The 18,913-nt window shown below is 68.6% G+C and carries 17 protein-coding genes; 7 read left to right on the top strand and 10 right to left on the bottom strand.

Translation table 11 applies throughout. The features are described from left to right. The 3 genes from V7D28_RS07030 to V7D28_RS07040 form a co-directional block, all read right to left on the bottom strand. On the bottom strand, nucleotides 1-598 hold a 598-nt coding region (locus V7D28_RS07030; protein ID WP_333586662.1), incomplete at its 3' end, for a LemA family protein. Nucleotides 599-678: 80 nt separating this feature from the next. Continuing rightward, the gene (locus V7D28_RS07035; protein ID WP_333586663.1) at nucleotides 679-1,284 is read right to left on the bottom strand and encodes a 2-hydroxychromene-2-carboxylate isomerase; all 606 of its coding nucleotides are present in this window, start codon (nucleotides 1,282-1,284) and stop codon (nucleotides 679-681) included. A 14-nt stretch (nucleotides 1,285-1,298) separates the two neighbouring features. Next, nucleotides 1,299-2,036, bottom strand: coding sequence for an SDR family NAD(P)-dependent oxidoreductase (locus V7D28_RS07040; protein WP_333586664.1), 738 nt, complete (start codon nucleotides 2,034-2,036; stop codon nucleotides 1,299-1,301). An 89-nt stretch (nucleotides 2,037-2,125) separates the two neighbouring features. On the opposite strand from V7D28_RS07040, the gene V7D28_RS07045 reads away from it, so the two are divergent. After that, nucleotides 2,126-2,578: a winged helix-turn-helix transcriptional regulator gene (locus V7D28_RS07045; RefSeq protein ID WP_333586665.1), complete on the top strand. Its 453-nt coding sequence runs from the start codon at nucleotides 2,126-2,128 to the stop codon at nucleotides 2,576-2,578. Between the two features lie 18 nt (nucleotides 2,579-2,596). On the opposite strand, the gene V7D28_RS07050 is transcribed toward V7D28_RS07045, so the two are convergent. From V7D28_RS07050 to V7D28_RS07065, 4 genes are all read right to left on the bottom strand, one after another. Then, entirely contained in the window at nucleotides 2,597-4,480 is a 1,884-nt protein-coding gene (locus V7D28_RS07050) for an ABC transporter ATP-binding protein (protein WP_333586666.1), read from the bottom strand. After that, nucleotides 4,477-6,282, bottom strand: a complete 1,806-nt coding sequence (locus tag V7D28_RS07055; RefSeq protein WP_333586677.1) for an ABC transporter ATP-binding protein — start codon at nucleotides 6,280-6,282, stop codon at nucleotides 4,477-4,479. Before V7D28_RS07055 ends, V7D28_RS07050 begins: the two co-directional genes overlap by 4 nt. Before the next feature lie 213 nt (nucleotides 6,283-6,495). Then, the gene (locus V7D28_RS07060; protein ID WP_333586678.1) at nucleotides 6,496-7,278 is read right to left on the bottom strand and encodes a DUF1365 domain-containing protein; all 783 of its coding nucleotides are present in this window, start codon (nucleotides 7,276-7,278) and stop codon (nucleotides 6,496-6,498) included. Nucleotides 7,279-7,283: 5 nt separating this feature from the next. Next, complete coding sequence (locus V7D28_RS07065) at nucleotides 7,284-8,627, bottom strand: NAD(P)/FAD-dependent oxidoreductase (RefSeq protein WP_333586667.1); 1,344 nt, start codon at nucleotides 8,625-8,627, stop codon at nucleotides 7,284-7,286. Nucleotides 8,628-8,815: 188 nt separating this feature from the next. Here V7D28_RS07065 and V7D28_RS07070 point away from each other — a divergent pair, with 188 nt between their 5' ends. From V7D28_RS07070 to V7D28_RS07090, 5 genes are all read left to right on the top strand, one after another. Further along, entirely contained in the window at nucleotides 8,816-9,844 is a 1,029-nt protein-coding gene (locus tag V7D28_RS07070) for an SAM-dependent methyltransferase (protein ID WP_333586668.1), read from the top strand. 13 nt (nucleotides 9,845-9,857) lie between these two features. After that, nucleotides 9,858-10,268, top strand: a complete 411-nt coding sequence (locus V7D28_RS07075; RefSeq protein WP_333586669.1) for a DUF2177 family protein — start codon at nucleotides 9,858-9,860, stop codon at nucleotides 10,266-10,268. Nucleotides 10,269-10,476: 208 nt separating this feature from the next. Then, nucleotides 10,477-12,060 carry an AMP-binding protein gene (locus V7D28_RS07080; protein WP_333586670.1) on the top strand — a complete coding sequence of 528 codons (1,584 nt, stop codon included), beginning with the start codon at nucleotides 10,477-10,479 and terminating at the stop codon, nucleotides 12,058-12,060. A 123-nt stretch (nucleotides 12,061-12,183) separates the two neighbouring features. Beyond that, nucleotides 12,184-13,350, top strand: a complete 1,167-nt coding sequence (locus tag V7D28_RS07085) for a DegT/DnrJ/EryC1/StrS family aminotransferase (RefSeq protein ID WP_333586671.1) — start codon at nucleotides 12,184-12,186, stop codon at nucleotides 13,348-13,350. Further along, nucleotides 13,347-14,717: a nucleotide sugar dehydrogenase gene (locus V7D28_RS07090; RefSeq protein ID WP_333586672.1), complete on the top strand. Its 1,371-nt coding sequence runs from the start codon at nucleotides 13,347-13,349 to the stop codon at nucleotides 14,715-14,717. Before V7D28_RS07085 ends, V7D28_RS07090 begins: the two co-directional genes overlap by 4 nt. Before the next feature lie 144 nt (nucleotides 14,718-14,861). Here the strand turns inward: V7D28_RS07090 and V7D28_RS07095 are convergent, their stop codons facing one another. From V7D28_RS07095 to V7D28_RS07105, 3 genes are all read right to left on the bottom strand, one after another. Continuing rightward, entirely contained in the window at nucleotides 14,862-15,674 is an 813-nt protein-coding gene (locus tag V7D28_RS07095) for a thioesterase family protein (protein WP_333586673.1), read from the bottom strand. Between the two features lie 229 nt (nucleotides 15,675-15,903). Beyond that, complete coding sequence (locus V7D28_RS07100; RefSeq protein ID WP_333586674.1) at nucleotides 15,904-16,464, bottom strand: hypothetical protein; 561 nt, start codon at nucleotides 16,462-16,464, stop codon at nucleotides 15,904-15,906. Nucleotides 16,465-16,507: 43 nt separating this feature from the next. After that, entirely contained in the window at nucleotides 16,508-17,671 is a 1,164-nt protein-coding gene (locus V7D28_RS07105; RefSeq protein WP_333586675.1) for a hypothetical protein, read from the bottom strand. A 195-nt stretch (nucleotides 17,672-17,866) separates the two neighbouring features. On the opposite strand from V7D28_RS07105, the gene V7D28_RS07110 reads away from it, so the two are divergent. After that, nucleotides 17,867-18,832 (top strand): quinone oxidoreductase family protein, encoded by a 966-nt coding sequence (locus V7D28_RS07110; RefSeq protein ID WP_333586676.1) that lies wholly within the window; start codon nucleotides 17,867-17,869, stop codon nucleotides 18,830-18,832. Nucleotides 18,833-18,913: the final 81 nt, after the last annotated feature.

Raw genomic sequence — 18,913 nt, forward strand, 5'->3', positions numbered from 1 at the left:
TCTCGAAGCTCACCGTCGGCGCGGTCTGGGCGGCGGGCGAGGCCTCGAAGGTCTGCATGGGCTCGGCCCAGCCATGGACGGTGTTGGCCCAGATGGCGCCCGGGAAGGTGCGGATCTCGGTGTTGTAGTCGCGCACCGCCTCATTGTAGTCGCGTCGGGCGATGGCGATGCGGTTCTCCGTGCCCTCCAGCTGGCTTTGCAGGGCCAGGAAGTTCTGGTTCGAGCGCAGCTCCGGATAGCGCTCCTGGATCATCATCAGCCGCCCCAGGACGCCGGTCAGCCGGTCCTGCGCCTGGGCGAACTGCTGGAACTGCTGGGGATCGGTGATGGTGTCGGCGTTGACCTGCACCTGGGTAGCCGAGGCGCGGGCCTCCGTCACGGCGGTCAGCACCTCGCGCTCCTGGGCGGCGAAGCCCTGCACCGTGGCCACGAGATTGGGGATCAGGTCCGAGCGGCGCTGATACTGGTTCTGCACCTCGGCCCAGGCGGCCTTGGCCCGCTCGTCCTTGGTGGGGATGGTGTTGATGCCGCAGCCGGCGAGGGCCAGGGGGACGATGACCAGGACGGCCAGGCGGGCGAGACGGGCGAAGGGCTTCAAGGCGGGCGCTCCAGGGATCCGATGGCGCAGTTTGCGCGGCGAATGTGGGCTGCGCCTTGAGCTGGCGCAATGGGTCAGACTCAACCGGTCGCCAGCGCCTCCTCCACCTGGCCCAGCCGGTCCTTGCCGAAGAACATCTCTTCGCCCACGAAGAAGGTCGGAACGCCGAAGGCGCCGCGCGCCGCGGCGGCCTGCGTCTCCTCCAGCAGGCGCGCCTTGACCCCCGGATCCTGGGTGGCCTCCAGCAGGGCCTGGGCGTCGAGGCCGGCGGCGCCAAGCACGCCTGCGACCACGGCGGGATCGTCCATCTTCAGCCCCTGCTCCCACATGGCGGCCAGCACCGCCTCCAGATAGGGCCCACCCAGCCCCTGCGCCTGGGCCGCCACCAGGCCGCGCATGATCAGCAAGGTGTTCACCGGGAAGTGCGGGTTCATGCGATAGGCGTCCAGGCCATGGCGGGCGACGAAGCGCCGCGTCTCCAGCGCCTCATAGGCGAGCTTGCCCTGCACCTCGCCGAAGGCCTCCATGGGCGAGCGGTTGCCGGTGAGTTTGAAGAGGCCCCCCAGCAGCACCGGACGCACCGCCACGCTCGCCCCCGTGCGCTCAAGGATGGGCGGCAGGGCCTTCCAGGCCAGATAGGCGTTGGGGCTGCCGAAGTCGAAAATGAAGTCCAGGGTGCGCGCCATGAGAGGCTCCTTGCTCACCAGGTTTCCGACCAGGGACGCAGGTCGAGTTCGTGGGTCCAGGCTGAGCGCCGCTGGCGGTGCAGGGCCACATAGGCCTGGGCGATGTCGGCGGACTTGAGCACCTTGTCCTCCGCCAGACGGGCCTCCAGATCGGGGATGTTCTCACGGCTGAAGACGCCGTCGATGGCGCCGTCCACCACCACGTGGGCCACATGCAGGCCCTTGGGCCCCAGCTCCCGCGCCAGGCTCTGGGCCAGGGCGCGCAGGCCGGCCTTGGCCGCAGCGAAGGCGGCGAAGCCCTCGCGCCCGCGCACCGAGGCGGTGGCGCCTGTGAAGATGAGGGTTCCCCGCCCCCTAGGCGTCATCACCCGCGCAGCCTCCCGTCCGGTCAGGAAGCCTGCAAAACAGGCCATCTCCCAGACCTTGGTGAAGACCCGGCTGGTGGTCTCCAGAATGGGAAAGCGGACATTCGCGCCAATATTGAACACCACCACCTCGATGGGCCCCACCTCCCGCTCGATGGTGTCGAAGAGGTCGGCCATGTCCGCCTCTTCGCGGGCGTCGACCCCGAAGGCGCGGGCCTGGCCGCCAGCCGCCCGGATCTCCTGGGCCAGCTGCTCCAGCTGATCGATGTGGCGCGGCCGGCGCGTGACGCAGGCGGTCAGCCCCTCGGCCGCGAACGCCTTGGCGATGGCGCCGCCCACCCCGTCGCCGGCGCCGATGACCACGCAGGCCCCTCCGGAAGTCGACATGCGCACGCTCCGTTCGAATTCTGAACTCAGGTTCGTATTGAAACCGAACGGAGTCAATGGGACACTCGCACCTCCAGCCGGAGGCCGTGATGAGGTGGGAAGATCTGTCCAAGGAGCCCTGTTCGGTGGCCCGCACCCTGTCGGTGATCGGTGACCGCTGGACCCTGCTGATCCTGCGCGACTGCTTCCTGGGCGTGCGCCGCTTTGAGGCCTTCCAGGCGCGCCTGGGCATTTCGCGCAGCATCATCACCGAACGGCTCAACCTGCTGGTGGCGGAAGGCGTGCTGGCGCGACGCCTCTATCAGGACCGGCCTCGGCGCTACGAGTACCGGCTGACGGACAAGGGACTGGAGCTCCACCCCGTGATCCTGGCCGTCGTCGAATGGGGCGACCGATACTATGCCGGCGCCGAGGGCCCGCCGATCCTGCGGCGCCACAAGGGCTGCGGCTGCGACTTTCACGCCGTCCAGGTCTGCTCCGAATGCGGCGAACCCGTCACCGCCCGCGACGTGGAGGCGAGACCGGGACCCGGGGCCGGTTGAACCCCGAGGTCGCCGCCCTCAGGTCCGGGTGGCGAACTCCGCGTCCCCGGTCTCGGCCACCTGGGCGTCGTCAAAGGAGGCGTGGGCCGAGGTGTAGAGGCGGGAATAGAGGCCGCCATTGCCCATCAGCACCTCGTGCGGACCCTGTTCCAGAATGCGCCCCTGTTGCAGCACGATGATCTTGTCGGCGTCGCGGATAGTGGCCAGGCGGTGGGCGATGACGATGGAGGTCCGCCCGGCGAACAGCACCTTCAGCGCCTTCTGGATGGCGAGCTCGGTGAAGGAGTCGATGTTGGCCGTGGCCTCGTCGAGGATCAGGATCTGCGGATCGGCCACCAGCGCCCGGGCGAAGGAGATCAGCTGCCGCTGGCCGAGCGAGATGTTGCGCCCCCTCTGCCCCAGCTGGGTGTCATAGCCCTCGGGCAGGCGCATGATGAAGTCGTGCGCCGCCACCGCCTTGGCCGCGGCCACGATGTCCTCGAAGGTGGCGTGGGCGGTGTTGTAGCGGATGTTCTCCGCGATCGTGCCGCTGAACAGGAACGGCTCCTGCAGCACCATGGCGATGTTCCGCCCGAGCGACTCCAGGGTCACGTCGCGGACATCGTGGCCGCCCACCAGCACCTGGCCCTGATCGACCTCGTAGAAGCGGTGGGTGAGCGCGATGATGCTGGTCTTGCCAGACCCCGTGGGTCCCACCAGGGCCACCACCTCGCGGGGCTTCACGGTGAAGCTGACGTCATGCAGCACGGGCCGCGCGGGGTCGTAGCCGAAGGTCACATTGCGGAACTCGACCGTGGGCTCGATGTCCTGCAGGGGCAAGGCGCCGGGCTTGTCGCGGATGGTGATGGGCACGTCCAGCACCTCGAAGATGCGGTGGCCGGCGGCCATGGCCCTCTGCATCACCGTGTACTGCATGGAGAGCATGCGCACCGGATCGAAGAAGCGCTGAACATAGAAGATGAAGGCGACCATCACCCCGACCTCCAGCCGCCCGCCCAGCACCGCATTGCCCCCCACCACGATGACGATGGCCATGGCCAAGCCGGTCAGGACGTCCACCGTGGGGACCATGACCTGGGTCATGGCCGCGGAGTTGTTCTGGGCGTTCAGGTTCTCCCGCGCCTTCTCCTCATAGAGCTCGAAATTGATCGCCTCGCGGCGGCTCTCCTGCACGGTGCGAATGCCGTTGATGTTCTCGGCCAGCGCGCTGTTGGCGGTGGACGAGGCGTCGCGGGCCTCGCGGAAGGTCTTCTTCGAGAACGGCAGCCAGACCGCGCGGATGGCGATCAGGGCCGGGATGACCGTGAGCGTCAGCAAGCCCAGCTGAAGGTCCATGGTGAGCAGGACCACCGTGATGCCGATAAGCAGAACCAGATCGCCCACCGCGCCGGTGGTGCTTTCCAGGAACTCCTGCAGGGCGTTCACGTCCCCCTGCAGGCGGGCCATGATCCGGCCCACATGGGTCTTGTCCATGAAGGACAGGGAGATGTCCTGGAAGTGGCTGAACATGGAGCGGCGGACGTCGAAGATGACCCGCTGGGCCAGCCGGGCGCTCATCCACTGTTCCAGGAAGAAGGCGCCGGCGTTGAGCACCACCACGCCGGCGAAGATCAGGATGATGACATCCAGCCGGTCGCCGTCGCCACCGCCCACCGCGGCGTTCACCGCCTGGCCGATCATGAAGGGCACGGCGATGGCCGTGGCCGCCGAGATGAGCACGGCCACCAGGGCGCCGATGGCGAAGGTCCGGTGAGGCTTCAGATAGTCTGCGAAACGGCCCAGGATCTTGGGGTCGATGGAGGCAAAGATCTCTTCGGCGTCATCGCTGCCCAGGGTGGCGCGTCGCTTTTGCGGCGCCTCGGAGGCGGCCTCGGCGCCCCGGTCGAAGACGAAGTCGCTCATGCCCGCACCTCCGCCGGCGCCTGGACCTGGACCTGGTCGTCCGCCCCCGGCTCGGCCCGGGTCTGCAGAGCGTAAAGCTCGGCATAGACGCCGCCGTTCTGCAGCAGGCTCGCATGATCGCCCTGCTCCACCACCCGGCCCTCCTCGAGTACGATGATCTGGTCGGCGTGCATCAGCGACGACAGGCGGTGGGCGATGATGATGGTGGCCTTGGTCTGGGTGGCCTGCGCCAGGGCCTCGCGCACCTTGCGCTCGGTCACCGCGTCGATGGCCGCGGTGGAGTCGTCGAAGATCATGACCCCCGGCCCCGGCACCACGCCTCGGGCGATGGACATGCGCTGCCGCTGGCCGCCGGACAGGGCCACCCCCCGCTCGCCCACGCGGGTGGAATAGCCGGTGGGCAGGCCCGCAATGTAGTCATGAAGCTGGGCGGTGCGCGCCGCCCCGACAATCCGGTCCTCCGCCGCCCAGGGATCGGCATAGGCCACGTTGTTGGTCACGGTGGTGTCGAACAGGAAGGCCTCCTGCTGCACCAGGCCGACATACTCCCGCAAGGAGGCCAGGGACACCTCGCGGATGTCCTGGCCGTCGATGGTGATGCGCCCGCCGGTGACGTCGTAGAAGCGCGGGATCAGATTGGCGATGGTGGACTTGCCGCTGCCCGGCGCCCCTACCACCCCCAGGGTCTGGCCGGGGCGGACCTCGAAGCTCACATCGCGCAGGATCGGGCGGCCGGGCTCATAGTCGAAATCCACGTGCTCGAACCGCAGGACGCCCTGGGCGGCGGCCAGGGGGCGCGCGCCGGGCGCATCGGTGATCTCGGCCTTCAGGTCGAGGATTTCAAACAGCCGTCCGCCGGACGAGGTGGCCCGGGCGGCCGAGGCGAAGATCATGGCGATCTGGCGGATCGGCGCCTGCAGCAGGGTCATGTAGGTGAGAAACTCGGTCAGGCGGCCCACCGACATGGCGCCGTCGATGACCCGGTGGCCCCCGTACCAGAGCAGCAGGGCCATGGAGCCGTAATAGCTGAGCGTCATGGCCGAGACCGCCCGGAAGCGGAGGGTGATCCGCTTGAACGAATATTGCAGGGCGTCGCCGGCGGCCTTGTCGAACTTGGCCAGCTCGAAGGCTTTGGCGGAGAAGGCCCGCACCACCCGGATGCCCTGGAGATTTTCTTCCATGGTCAGGGTCAGCACGGCCATCAGCTGCTGCACCCGCAGCCAGGTGACCCGCAGCAGGAAGCCCATGCGGCCCAGGGCCCAGCCGGCGATGGGCACGAAGGCCAGCGCCAGGGCGGCCATCACCGGATCGGTGGACACCATCATGAAGGTGGCCGCCGACAGAAGCAGGATCAGCGTCAGGCTCTGCATCATCCCGCCCTGGATGAAGGCGCGCGTGCCCTCCAGGTCCAGCATGCCCCGGGTGATCAGGTCGCCGGAGTGGATCCTGTCGTGGAAACCGAAGGACAGGCGCTGCAGCTGCTGGAAGAAATCCATGCGCAGGTCGTAGGCCACCTTCTGGCTCACCACCTCGGCCACATATCCGCCCCAGCCGGTGAGCAGGCCGCGCAGGCTGGCCGCGCCGATCACCAGGAGGGCGGTGGTCAGGAGGGCCGACTGCACCGCCTGGGGACTGGCCGCCCCGTCGCTCAACAGCAGATGCGCCTGGTCCACCGCGTGGCCGAACAACCGCGGCAGAGTCAGGCTGAACACCGCCGCGCCCACGGAGCAGGCGATGGCCAGGGCGACGAGACCGCGATAGCGCAGGGCCAGGCGCACGATCCGGGGCAGGACCTGGGGCATGGCCGACACGTCGATCGACGCAGAATCCTCCGCCGCACCCCCTGGGGAGGGGCGTGAAACACTCATCTGAAAATGTCCAATCTTGGTATGACGACCATCATGGGGCGCCACCCCAGGTCGCGCCACCCTTGTTTTGACGCCGCCGCCAATTAGTCAGGACACGTGACAATCAGACCGGGCCGGGGCACCGGGCGGACCGGACAAATCCGCCGCTCAGGCCGGCTGGGGACGCGCCATGGGGGCCAGGGTCACCGGGGCTGCGGGCGCCGGCGGGCGGGGGCGCAGGCGCTCGTCCTTGAGCCAGATTTTCAGGGCCTCCCAGTGGATCGCCCCCATGACCCCCAGCGTCATCCAGGGATGGGTCAGCCACGCCCGCCACAGGGCCCGGTCGTCCAGTTCGCCGCGACGCCCGCCGAAGGCGGCCGACAGCAGGCGTCCCTCGGCGTCGCTTACCTCGATGGCCGCGGAGACCTCCGCCCCCGGCGGGCGGATGCTGAAAGCGTAGGTCAGGTCCATGTCCATGAAGGGCGAGACATAGAAGCCCTTGTCGACAGCCTGGCGAAGGCGGCCGTCTTCGAGCGCCGGCGCGGGGATCAGATAGCTGTGCCGCTGGCCGAAGGTGTTGTTCACCTCATAGAGGATGGCCGACAGGGTCCCGTCCGTCCGGTGGCAGAAATAGAGGCTCAAGGGGTTGAACACCGCCCCGAAAACCCGCGGCATGCACAGGAGGCGCACCGCCCCCCCGTAATCGATACCGGCCGCCGCCAGATGGGCCTCCACCTGCGCCTTCAGCGGGCGGTCGGAGCCGTCCCCATGGTCGCGGGTGTGCAGCGAGAAGGGGGCTGCGCGGTCGTAGCCGAACAGGCGCAGGCGCCGCGAGAGGGCCGGCGCCTCGTCCAAGTCGATCAGCAGCATGAAGATGCGATAGCGCAGGGCGTGCCGACGGGGCCTCTGCCGCACATGGCCCACCACCCCGGCATAGAGGCCCGAGGCCATCGCTCTCACGCAGCCACGTCCGCAAGCCGCGGCGCGATCTGCGCCAGATGGATGCGGCCGGACTCATCGGGCACGGTCCAGGGACGGCGCACGCCGCCCAACGCCTCGGCTGCCGCCAGGCCCGATTGCAGGCCGTCCTCGTGGAAGCCATGGCCGAAATAGGAGCCGCAGAACCAGGTCCGCTGCACGCCCTGCAGGGACCAGAGCTCCCGCTGGGCGGCGATGGCGCCGGAATCGAACAGCGGGTGGTCATAGACATCGGTGCGGAGGATGCGCTCGGGCGCGATCTCCCGCGTGGGATTGAGGGTGACGAACAGCTCCGGACGGGCCGGCAGACTCTGCAGCCGGTTCATCCAGTAGGTGACGCAACCCTCCTCGGGCGCGCTGCGTCGGCCGATATGGTTCCAGCTGGTCCAGGCCGCCCGGCGCCGGGGCATCAGGGCCGGATCGGTGTGGAGCACGGCGAGGTTGCGGGTGTAACGGAAGGCCGAGAGCAGGCGCTGTTCCTCGGCGCTCGCATCGTCCAGCAGGGCCAGGGCGTGGTCGCCGTGGGTGGCGATCACCACCTCGTCGAAGCGGTGGGTCTGGCCGTCAGCGAGACGGACCTCCACGCCGAAGGGGTCGCGACGGACGCCGGCCACCTTGACGCCCGAGCGGATTTCGCCGCGGAAGGCGGCCGTGAGCCGCGCCACATAGACCTGGCTGCCGCCCTTGACCGTGCGCCAAAGCCCGCGCCCGAAGATGCGCATCATGCCGTGGTTCTGGAAGAACCGGATGAGGGCCGCGGCCGGATAGTCGCGGATGGCCCCCAGGGGGGTCGACCAGATGGCGGCGGCCTGGGGCAGCAGGTGATCGTCCCGGAAGGCCTGGCAGTAGCCCTTCTGCTTCAGATAGTCGTCCAGGCTGGTAAGCGGCGCCTCCAGCGCGGCGATGTCCCTGGGGCCGTGCCGGTAGAACCGCGTCACGTCCCGCAGCATCCGCCAGAAGCGGGCGGAGAAGAAGTTGCGCTTCTGGGCGAAGAGCGAGCCTGAGGAGTATTCGAACGCCCCGTCGTCCAGCGACACGCTGAGCGCCATGTCGGCGTCCAGGGTGGGGACGTCCAGATGCCGCAACAGGGCGGTGAAGTTGGGGTAGTTCTCCTCGTTATAGACGATGAAGCCGGTATCCACCGGGATGGACTGGTCCCCCGCCGGCGCCTGCACGGTGTTGGCGTGGCCCCCCAGGCGGTTATCGGCCTCGAACAGGGTCACCTCATGGCGCTCGCCCAGAAGCCAGGCGGCGGAAAGCCCCGAAATGCCGCCCCCGATGACGGCGACGCGCAGGGGCTTGTGACGTTCGGACGCGACCACGGCGACTCCTGAATTAATGACGCCGCCGACAAGAGGCGCGCTGACCTGACCGTTACGAGGCGAGTCATCTGGCGGATGCAGCCAGACCGACGCATCCGAACCCCTGCCGACGGCGTAACTTGCACAGGAAGCCGAGAGCTTCACCATCGGAATGTGAAGACCGTCCCGGTCAGGAGAGGAACCTGCGCATGAGCGCCATCAGCGCCACCATTCAGGCCTTCGAAGGCGCCCCGGTCCCCGACCTTCTGCGCCGGGCGGCCATCGAATTCCTGGTGGCCAACGCCCGGCGCCAGCTGGGCGGGGAGCCGGGCGAGGCCGACGCCGCCTTCGCCCGGGCCATGAGCGAGCGCCCCATCGCCGAGCATACGGGCGCGGCCAATGACCAGCACTATGAACTGCCGGCGGCCTTCTTCGAAAAGGTGCTGGGGCCGCAGTTGAAATACTCGTCCTGCCTCTATGGGCCAGGCGTCGATGATCTGGCCGCCGCCGAGGAGCACGCCCTGTCGGAGACCGCCGCCCATGCCGATCTTCAGGACGGGCAGGACATTCTCGAGCTCGGCTGCGGCTGGGGCTCGCTCAGCCTCTGGATGGCCCGCGCCCTGCCCCGCGCGAGGATCACCTCGGTGTCCAATTCGGCGAGCCAAGGCGCCTTCATCCGCGCCCGGGCCCAGGCCATGGGCCTGACCAATCTCAGCGTCATCACCGCCGACATGAACGACTTCGCCGCGCCCGGCGCCTTCGACCGGGTGGTCTCGGTGGAGATGTTCGAGCACATGGCCAACTGGCGGGCTCTGCTCTCGCGGGTGAGGACCTGGCTGCGCCCGGACGGGCGGGCCTTCATCCACGTCTTCACCCATCGCGCCACGCCGTATCGCTTCAATGTGGAGGACGAGAGCGACTGGATCGCCCAGCACTTCTTCTCCGGCGGGGTCATGCCGAGCCACGGGCTGATGCGCCAGTTCCCCGACCTTTTCGAGGTGGAGGCCGACTGGCGCTGGTCGGGCCGCCATTATGAGCGGACGGCCCTGCACTGGCTGGAGAACTTCGATCGCAACGATGCGGACATCCGCGCCGTTCTCGCCGATGTCTATGGTGACGCCGCAGGCCTTTGGCGTCGTCGCTGGCGGCTCTTCTTCCTGGCCACGGCCGGTCTGTTCGGCCACCGGGGCGGCGAGGAGTGGGGCGTGAGCCACTACCGTCTGAAACCGGCCGCCTGAGGGACCCTGGACCATGATGAAATATGTCGTCGGCTATCTGGGCACGGGGGTGGCCTTCGCCCTCATCGACGCGGTCTGGCTCACAATGGTGGGCCCCAAGCTCTATCGCCCCACCCTCGACCCCGTCCTGGCTGACCAGTTCGCCCTGGGGCCGGCCATCGCCTTCTATCTCATTTATATCGCGGGCATCATGATCCTGGCGGTGGCGCCTGCGGTGCGCACCGGCGAGTGGACCCAGGCCCTGTTCACCGGCGCCGTGCTCGGCCTCATGTGCTACGCCACCTACGACCTCACCAGCCAGGCCGTGCTCAAGGTCTGGTCCACCAAGATCAGCGTGCTCGACATCGCCTGGGGGACGTTCCTCACGGGCGCCACGGCCACCGCGGGCTTCTTCGTCACCCGCTGGGCGGAACGCACTTTCTAGACCCGCGTACGGCGCGCGATCCGAACAGGCGTCGGATCGCGCGCCGTTGTCGTTGCGGAATTCCCCTGTCATTGTGGCTTTCAGGACGGCTGCGACGTCGGCCAGGCGAGATTGCGTCTGGACCCCGTCGGACCACGGCCGCCCCAAATCATAATTGCGCAAGCGCGCCACGCCGGCCCTGGCGAAAGGCGCGTCCGGGAGGAATTTCATGGAAGATTTGAAAGAGCGCGTCGGCCTGGAAGAAAAGCTCGACCAGGCGGCGGTGACCGGCATGACCATGGCCGTCTGGGCCGAGGTGCAACCCGACAAGGTCGCGGTGATCGACCCGACCGGACGGCGCAAGACCTTCGCCGAGGTCAACACCAACGCCAACAAGCTCGCCCGTCTCTTCCGCCAGCATGGGGTCCAGCCCGGGGACGCCCTGGCGCTGGTCTGTTCAAACCGCGCCGAATTCGTCGAAGTCCTGGCCGCCACCATGCGCACCGGCGTGCGCATCACCCCGGTGAACTGGCATCTCAACGCCGACGAGATCGCCTACATCATCAATGACTGCGAGGCCAAGGTGCTGGTGGGCGACGCCCGCGTGGGCGCCCTGGCCGCAGCCTCCAAGGCTTGCGAGAATGTGGTGCTGAGGCTCTCGGTGGGCGGCGCCATCGAGGGGTTCGAAGACTATGACGCCGCGCTGGCGCCTCTGGACGGGTCGGACATCGACAACCCGGTGCTGGGCAACCAGATGATGTACACCTCGGGCACCACCGGGCGCCCCAAGGGCGTGTTCCGCCCCAATCCCGTGGTCACCCCGGCCAATGTGCTGGCCGGCCGCGGCTATGACGCCAACTCGATCCAGCTCTGCGCCGGCCCGGCCTATCATGCCGCGCCGCTGGCCTTCGACGTGCGCGCGGCCATGGGCACCGGCTCGACCCTCGTCTTCATCGACAAGTGGGACTCCGAACAGGTCCTGAAGACCATCTCCGAACAGAAGGTCACCCACCTGCACCTGGTGCCGATCATGTTCCAGCGCCTGCTGGACCTGCCCGGCGAGGTGAAGGCCAAGTATCCCGTCGACCATGTGCGCTACATCGTCCACGGGGCGGCGCCCTGCCCGCCCGAGGTCAAGCAGGCCATGATCGACTGGTTCGGCCCGGTCCTGAGCGAGTACTATGCCGGGTCCGAGGGCGGCGCCGGCTTCGCCATCTCGTCCGAGGAATGGCTGAAGAAGCCCGGCAGCGTGGGCAAGCGCCCGGCCCTGCTTCAGGTCCGCATCGTCGACGAAGAGGGCAATGACTGCCCCCCCGGCGTGCCCGGCACCATCTATCACCAGCTGCCGCCTGGCGGCGGCTTCCAGTACTACAAGGACGAGAAGAAGACCCAAGCCTCCCGGCTGGGAGACTTCTTCACCATGGGCGACGTGGGCTATTTCGATGAGGACGACTATCTGTTCCTCACCGGCCGCAGCGCCGAGACGATCATCTCCGGCGGGGTGAACATCTACCCTCAGGAGATCGACAACGAGCTCATCAAGCATCCGGCCGTGGCCGACTCCTCCACCGTGGGCATTCCCCACGACCAGTGGGGCGAGGAGGTCCGCGCGGTGATCATGCTCAATCCCGGCTATGAGCCCAGCGACGCCCTGGCCCAGGAGATCCTGGGCTTCGCCCGCCAGGCCCTGCCGGGCTTCAAGGTGCCCAGAGGCCTGGATTTCGTCGACGACCTGCCCCGCAGCGAGGCCGGCAAGATCCAGCGCAACAAGGTCCGCGCCCCCTATTGGGAAGGCCGCGCCCGGCAGATCTGATCGCCCAGAGGCTAAGCCGCGCCGGTGATCCGGCGCGGCGAAACCTTGCGAAAACATCCGTGTCTGGCATGGCCGCGGGCGCCGTGGCATGTACCGCGGCCTTCCGAGCTGCGAGTAAGCGCCATGCCCATTCCGTTCATCGACCTCCAGGCCCAGCGCCGTCGCCTGGGCGAGCCCCTGGAGGCCGCCATCCTCGAGGTGGTGCGGTCCGGCGCCTACATCATGGGGCCGCAGATCGCCCAGCTGGAGGCCGAACTCGCCGCCTTCGGCCAGGCGCCGCACGTCCTGACCTGCGGCTCGGGCACCGAGGCCCTGGTCCTGCCGTTGATGGCCTGGGAGATCGGGCCGGGCGACGCGGTCTTCTGCCCTTCCTTCACCTTCGCCGCCACGGCCGAGGTCATGCCCCTGGTGGGCGCCTCCCCGGTGTTCGTGGACATCCTGCCCGACACCTTCAATCTCGATCCGGCCCATCTGGACGCCGCCATCGAGGCGGTGAAACGTGAGGGGCGGTTGACGCCCAAGGCGGTGATCGCCGTGGATCTGTTCGGCCAGCCGGCCGACTATCCGGCCATCAGCGCGGTGGCCCGCAAGCATGGGCTGAAACTGATCGCCGACTCCGCCCAGGGCTTCGGCTGCACCCTGAATGACCGCCATCCGATCTTCTGGGCCGATGTGGCCACCACAAGTTTCTTCCCGGCCAAGCCCCTGGGCGCCTATGGGGACGGCGGGGCGGTGCTCAGCAAGGACGCGCGGCTGCACGACCTGCTGGTTTCCCTGCGCGTCCACGGCCAGGCGGTGAAGTCGGACCTGGAAGGCCGCACCTTCGAGCACGATCCCAAGTATCTGAACATGCGGGTGGGCATGAACAGCCGCATGGACACCCTTCAGGCTGCGGTACTCCTGCAGAAGCTCGCCATCTTCCCCGACGAGATCGAGGCCCGAAACCGCGTCGCCGACCGCTACGCCCAGGGCCTGGCGGACGTGGTGACCACGCCCAAGGTGATCGAGGGCGGGCGTTCGGTCTGGGCGCAGTACACCATCGAGACGGACGACCGGGACGGCCTGGGCGCCCACCTGAAGGGCGCCGACATTCCCACGGCCGTCTATTATCCCATCCCCATCCACCGACAGGGCGTCTATTCTGGCTATCCCACGGGTCCGGGCGGGCTTCCGGTGACGCAGGCCAAGGCCGAGCGGGTCATCAGCCTGCCCATGCACCCCTATCTGGAGCCGGACGTGCAGGATCAGATCATCGCCGCCGTGCGCGCCTTCGCCGGCCGCAACGCATGAGTTCAGCCGCCTCCCCGCCGGGCGCGGGTTCCCTGGCCATGGCCGAGGCTTTCGAGGCGCGCGCCGCCTCGCGCGAGCTGGTGATCGGGATTTTGGGCCTGGGCTATGTGGGCCTGCCCCTGGCCGAGGGCTTCATCGGCAAGGGTTTCCGCGTGCTCGCCTATGATCCCGACGGGGCCAAGGTCGGCGCCCTGGAGAGCGGCCGCTCCTATATCAAGCACATCTCCGACGCTCGCGTGGCGGCCATGGTCGCCACCGGCCGGCTGTCCGCCACCAGCGACGAGGCCCGCCTGGCGCAGGCCGACGCCCTGCTCATGTGCGTCCCCACCCCGCTGAACGTGCACCGGGAGCCGGACCTCTCCTACGTGGCCGACTGCGCCAGGACCATCGCCCGCCACCTGCGGCGGGGCCAGCTGGTGGTGCTGGAATCGACCACCTATCCCGGCACCAGCGAAGAGCTGATCCGCCCCATCCTGGAGCAGGCGACGGGCCTGAAGTCGGGCGTCGACTTCGCCATCGCCTACAGCCCCGAGCGCGAAGACCCCGGCAATATCGATTTCGGAACCACCTCGATCCCCAAGGTGGTGGGCGCCGACACCGAGGCCGAGCGGCGCATGGCGATCGCGGTCTATTCGCCCCTGACCCAGGTGGTGCCGGTCAGCGACCTGAAGACCGCCGAGGCGGTCAAGCTCACCGAGAACATCTTCCGCCTGGTGAACATCGCCCTCGTCAACGAGCTCAAGATCGTCTTCGAGAGCATGGGCATCGACATCTGGGAGGTGGTGGACGCGGCCAAGACCAAGCCCTTCGGCTACATGCCCTTCTATCCGGGGCCAGGCCTGGGCGGGCACTGCATCGCCATCGATCCCTTCTACCTGACCTGGAAGGCCCGAGCCCACGGCGAGGCCACCCGCTTCATCGAGCTGGCCGGCGACGTGGTGGCCGCCCTGCCCCGCCGGGTGGTGGAGGCCGTGGCCGAAGCCCTGTCCAGCCGCGAAGGCAAGGCGGTGAAGGGCGCGCGCATCCTGGTGGTGGGCCTGGCCTACAAGAAGAATGTCGACGACATGCGCGAGAGCCCCTCGCTGCACGTCATCCGCCTGCTGCGCGAGCGCGGCGCCCAGGTGGACTATTACGACCCGCACATCCCGGTCGTGCACGACAATGGCGAGCATCCGGAAGTGGCCGGCATGACCTCCGTCGCCTGGGACGAGGCGGCGCTGGCGGCCTATGACTGCGCGGTCATCGCCACCGACCACGACGCCGTGGACTACGCCGCCCTGGCGAAGGCCGTCCCCCTGGTCATCGACACCCGCAACGCGGTGGGCCGCCTGGCCCCGGACTTCGTGGACCTGATCCGCAAGGCGTGAGCCCCCCGGGTGGCGCCAAGCGCGACAGGATCAACCACGAAGGGCACAAAGAACATGAAGCTGCCCGTGCGAGCGGGCGCTTTGTGACCTTCGTGTCCTGTGTGGGGGGATTCTCTCAGGGCGCCGGCGGCGCTTTCCCGCCCCTTATTTGAACCAGCAGAGCTGTTCGGTGGTGGCCAGGAGGACGCCGTCGCGGGACCAGAGCGCGCCGTGCTGGTCGAAGAAGCCGCTCTCGAACCGCCGGGCCTTGGCCTCCCCCAGGATGAAGTCGCCGCCCACCGCCGCCAGCTCCGCCTGCGTCGCATGGAAATAGACGCTCATGCTCACCGTCGAGGCCGGCCGCCGCTCGGCGCTGCGATAGAAGATGCGCGGGGCGAAGACGTCGGCCAGTCCCGCCAGCAGGGCGTAGTCCAGAGGCCGGGCCTGATGGTCGCGCATCCAGTTGCGGGTCAGGCTGTCCGGATTCTCCTGCAGCGGCGCCGAGCCCTGGGCCGGCCGCTGCTCGAACATGGCCGTGAAGAATCCCGGACGCGAAGGCACGCTCTCGATCTGTTCGGGCGTCTTCAGCCCCTCGGGAAAGCTGGCCTCATGGGTGGAGAAGGTGTCCCGCCGCTGTCCCAGGGTGGCCATGGCCATGGCCACCGGCGCGCCGTTCTGGATGAGCTCGGACGTCCAGAACTCCACCGACTTGCCCTGCCGGACCGGTCGCGTGGACAATTGCAGCGGGCTTTCGTCCAACCCGCCCATCAGATTGACGGTCAGACCCACCGGCGTGCCGCCGTGATCGCTTTCGGCCAGAATGGCCTTGAGCAGCAGGGCGGCGGTCCAGCCGCCCCAGGGACCGATCATGTTCCAGTAGCGCTTGTCGATCCGGGAGTCCCACAGCCGCGGACCGGCGGGCGCCAGGGGAAGGGCCTCGTCGAAATCGTAGAGCCGAACCGGCGCAGCGTCGTCCATGGGCAATCCCTCAAAAGAATGCGGCGCGGCGGGGAGGCCGCGATCAATGGCCCGCTTCTATGAAGGGCGCCGCAACGTAAGGCTAGGTCTCCCCGAGGCCGCAGTGGCCGATGGCCACGGGCCTGCCCAAAACGAATGAGAGCGCAGCCAAGGACTGCGCTCTCTCCGTCAGGATGAGGCCGGAACTCCCCCAAGCCCGGCTTACGTCACAGCAAGGGTGGCGACGCTCCTAACAGCCCTTCTCGCGGTAGAGGACGAGAAGATGGTTCATGCGCTGCTGCTGGGGCGAGACGGAGGGACCTTCAACCTCCCCGCCGGCGGCGATGGCCTGACCCACAGCCTGGCTGCCGGAGTCGGCCACCGAGGCCAGGGCCTGGGCGGCGAAGGGGCTGAAGGCGCCGCCCACCATGCCCCGGGCCAGACCGTAACGGGCCGCCCCGCCCAGGACGCCGCCGGCCAAGCCGCCAGCGACGCCCCGGCCCTGCCGGGCGCGCTGGGCCTGTCGGGCCTGTTCCTGCTGCTCGGCCATGAGCTGCGCATTGAGGGTGTTGGCCTCGGCGCCCAACTGGGCGCAGCTCATCGCCCGATCCCCGGGGCGCAGCACCTGATAGACGCTCGGGTCGATATTGGGCGCCTCAGGAAGAGCCGTTGGGGTCGCATCAACCGCCGGCGCGTCCATGGCGGGCGAAGCCAGGGACGGATCGGCCAGGGGCTCGGTCTGCGCCAAGGCGGCGGACCCCGCGGCCAGGGCGAGCGTCAGGCTCAGGGTCAGATGGGCAAGCGGCTTCATGGGTGGCTCCAGGTCTTGAGATGTCGAGGCGCGGGCGGCGGGCTCATGGCGTCCGCGCGCGGCGGATTTCGGAAACCAGGGCGGCGTTGAAGCCGCGGAAGGCCGAGCGGGTCAGGGCGCTGAAACGGCGCGGCGACACCTCGGCGTCATAGACGAGGCTCTGGCGATAGACCGAGTTGAAACCCACCGAGACCAGGGCGTTGTGCAGGGCCACGGAGTCCGACCGGTTGGCGGTCTCCGCCAATATGCCGAAGGGCTGGGGCGAAGCGGCGCCCTTGGTGGCGAACCAGCCCGGCATGGCGCCGCCGCCATTGTTGCCCCAGATGAAATCCACCCGGGAAAGGGGGCTGACGGCGAACTTCAGCTCGGCGTCCACCGAGGCCGAGCCGCGATAGACCGCATTGCCCGAGCTATCCATGTCGATGTGATCGATGAGCAGGCGGGGCATGATGAAGATGGCGTCCAGGTCCCGGCTGGCCCGGCCGAACGCCAGGGTGGCCGCCGGCGCCGCCATCACCCCCAGGCCCTGTTCGAAGGCGTGCCCTTTGATGGGCGGCAGAACCTGGGGGCCGTAGGCGACCCAGGCCTTGGTGGCGCGACTGTCGATGACGCCCTTGCCGCCCACAGGCGCACCGTGGCGGGCGAGCCCCGAGAGGGCCTGAGCGTTCAGCACCTCGGCCGGGGCGAGGACGTCGAAGCCTGCGGCCTCAAGCTGGGCCACCAGATCGGCATAGGCCTCGTCGGCCAGGGCGCGGGCCGCGGCGTCATCCAGGCCCACCAGACGCGTGGCGATCTGGGTGCGGCGCTGATTCCACTCGCTTCCCGATCCGGCCGCATAGGCGCTGGCCTGGGCGCCCTGGACGAAGGCCAGGGTGTAGCCCGCCACGGCGACCCTCGGCCGGTTCTTGAGGTAGCGGGCGGCATGGCTCTGGAAGGCCACCGGCAGCGGCGGCAGGTCGACCGGCATCAGGTCGAGCTGGGCCAGGCTGACCCGACCACCGGTTTCGGACCCGGCATAGGAGCGTCCCACCGCCCCGCTGACCGAGGTGGCGCCCGCCCGGCCGGAAGAGGCGTCCGGCGCCCGGGGCGCGCCGGGCGCCGCGCCATAAAGGCCGGCGAAGGGATCAGCCTGGGCCAGGGCCTGAACAGGAGCGATGGCCAGCGTCATCGCCGCGGCGACGGCCAGGCTTAGGGGAAACAGTCGCATGGGGGTGCGTCCGGGCCTTGGAAGGTTGCAGTCCCCCCGCTTGTCCCGCCTGCGGCGCCCCGCCGCATGACCCAAATGGACTAAGAGCCGCCGTCAAGACGCCACGGGCGCGCGTCGGGCGCCTTGCGAAGGCGGCGCGAGCATGGGAAGCCTTGCGCCTCAAACATTTGTTTTAAGCCATTAGGGAGAACGGCGATGAAGGCTGCGGTCTATTATGAGAACGGCGGGCCCGAGGTTCTGAAGTACGAGGAAATCCCCGACCCCGCCTGTCATCCCAAGGGCGTCATCATCCGGGTCGAGGCCATCGCCATCGAGGGCGGCGACACTCTGAACCGCTGGCGCGGGCCGCTGATGACCAATCCGCATGTGGTCGGCTACCAGGCCGCCGGCGAGATCATCGAGGTGGGCGAGCAGGTCACCCATGTGAAGGTCGGCCAGAAGGTCGCCACGGTGAACAACTGGGGCAGCCACGCGGAGCTGCGCTCGGTCCCGGCGCGCAACTGCTGGCCCATCCCCGACGGGTTCGACGTGCGCAAGGCCGCCGCCATTCCGGTGACCTTCGGCACCGCCCATGACTGCCTGTTCGAATTCGGCCGCATGAAGAAGGGCGAGACCGTCCTGGTCCAGGCCGGCGCCTCGGGCGTGGGCGTGGCCGCCATCCAGCTGGCCAAGCGGGCCGGCGCGGGCCTCATCCTGGCCACCGCCTCTTCCGACGAGCGGCTGGAGAAGCTCAAGCGCCTGGGTCTCGACCACGGCATCAACTACACCCGCGACGACGTGGTGAAGGAGGTCAAGCGCCTCACCGACAACAAGGGCGTCGACGTGGTGGTCGACTCCGTGGGCGGCTCCACCCTGCAGGGCTCCATCAATGCGCTGGCCTATCGGGGCCGGGTCTCCATGGTGGGCGCGGCGGGCCGCGAGCCCATGGTGGTCGACGTCGGCTCGATGATGGGCGGCAACCGCTCGCTGTCGGGGGTCTTCCTGGGCGCCGAGATCGGAACCGACCGGGTGCACGACAACATCCAGCAGCTGATCGAGGACGCCGCCAAGGGCGAGCTGGACGTGATCATCGACAAGGAATTCCCCCTGTCGGACGCCGCCGGCGCCCACGCCTATATCGAGAGCCGCAAGGCCGTCGGCCGCGTGGTCCTGATCCCCTGACCACCAGAGACTTAGGCTAGCTAGCCCGGCCGGGAGGGGGCTGCCCGCATGTGCGGGACGCCCCCTCCCGGACCCATCAAG

This window comes from Phenylobacterium sp., assembly GCF_036723115.1.
Taxonomy (GTDB): Bacteria; Pseudomonadota; Alphaproteobacteria; order Caulobacterales; family Caulobacteraceae; genus Phenylobacterium.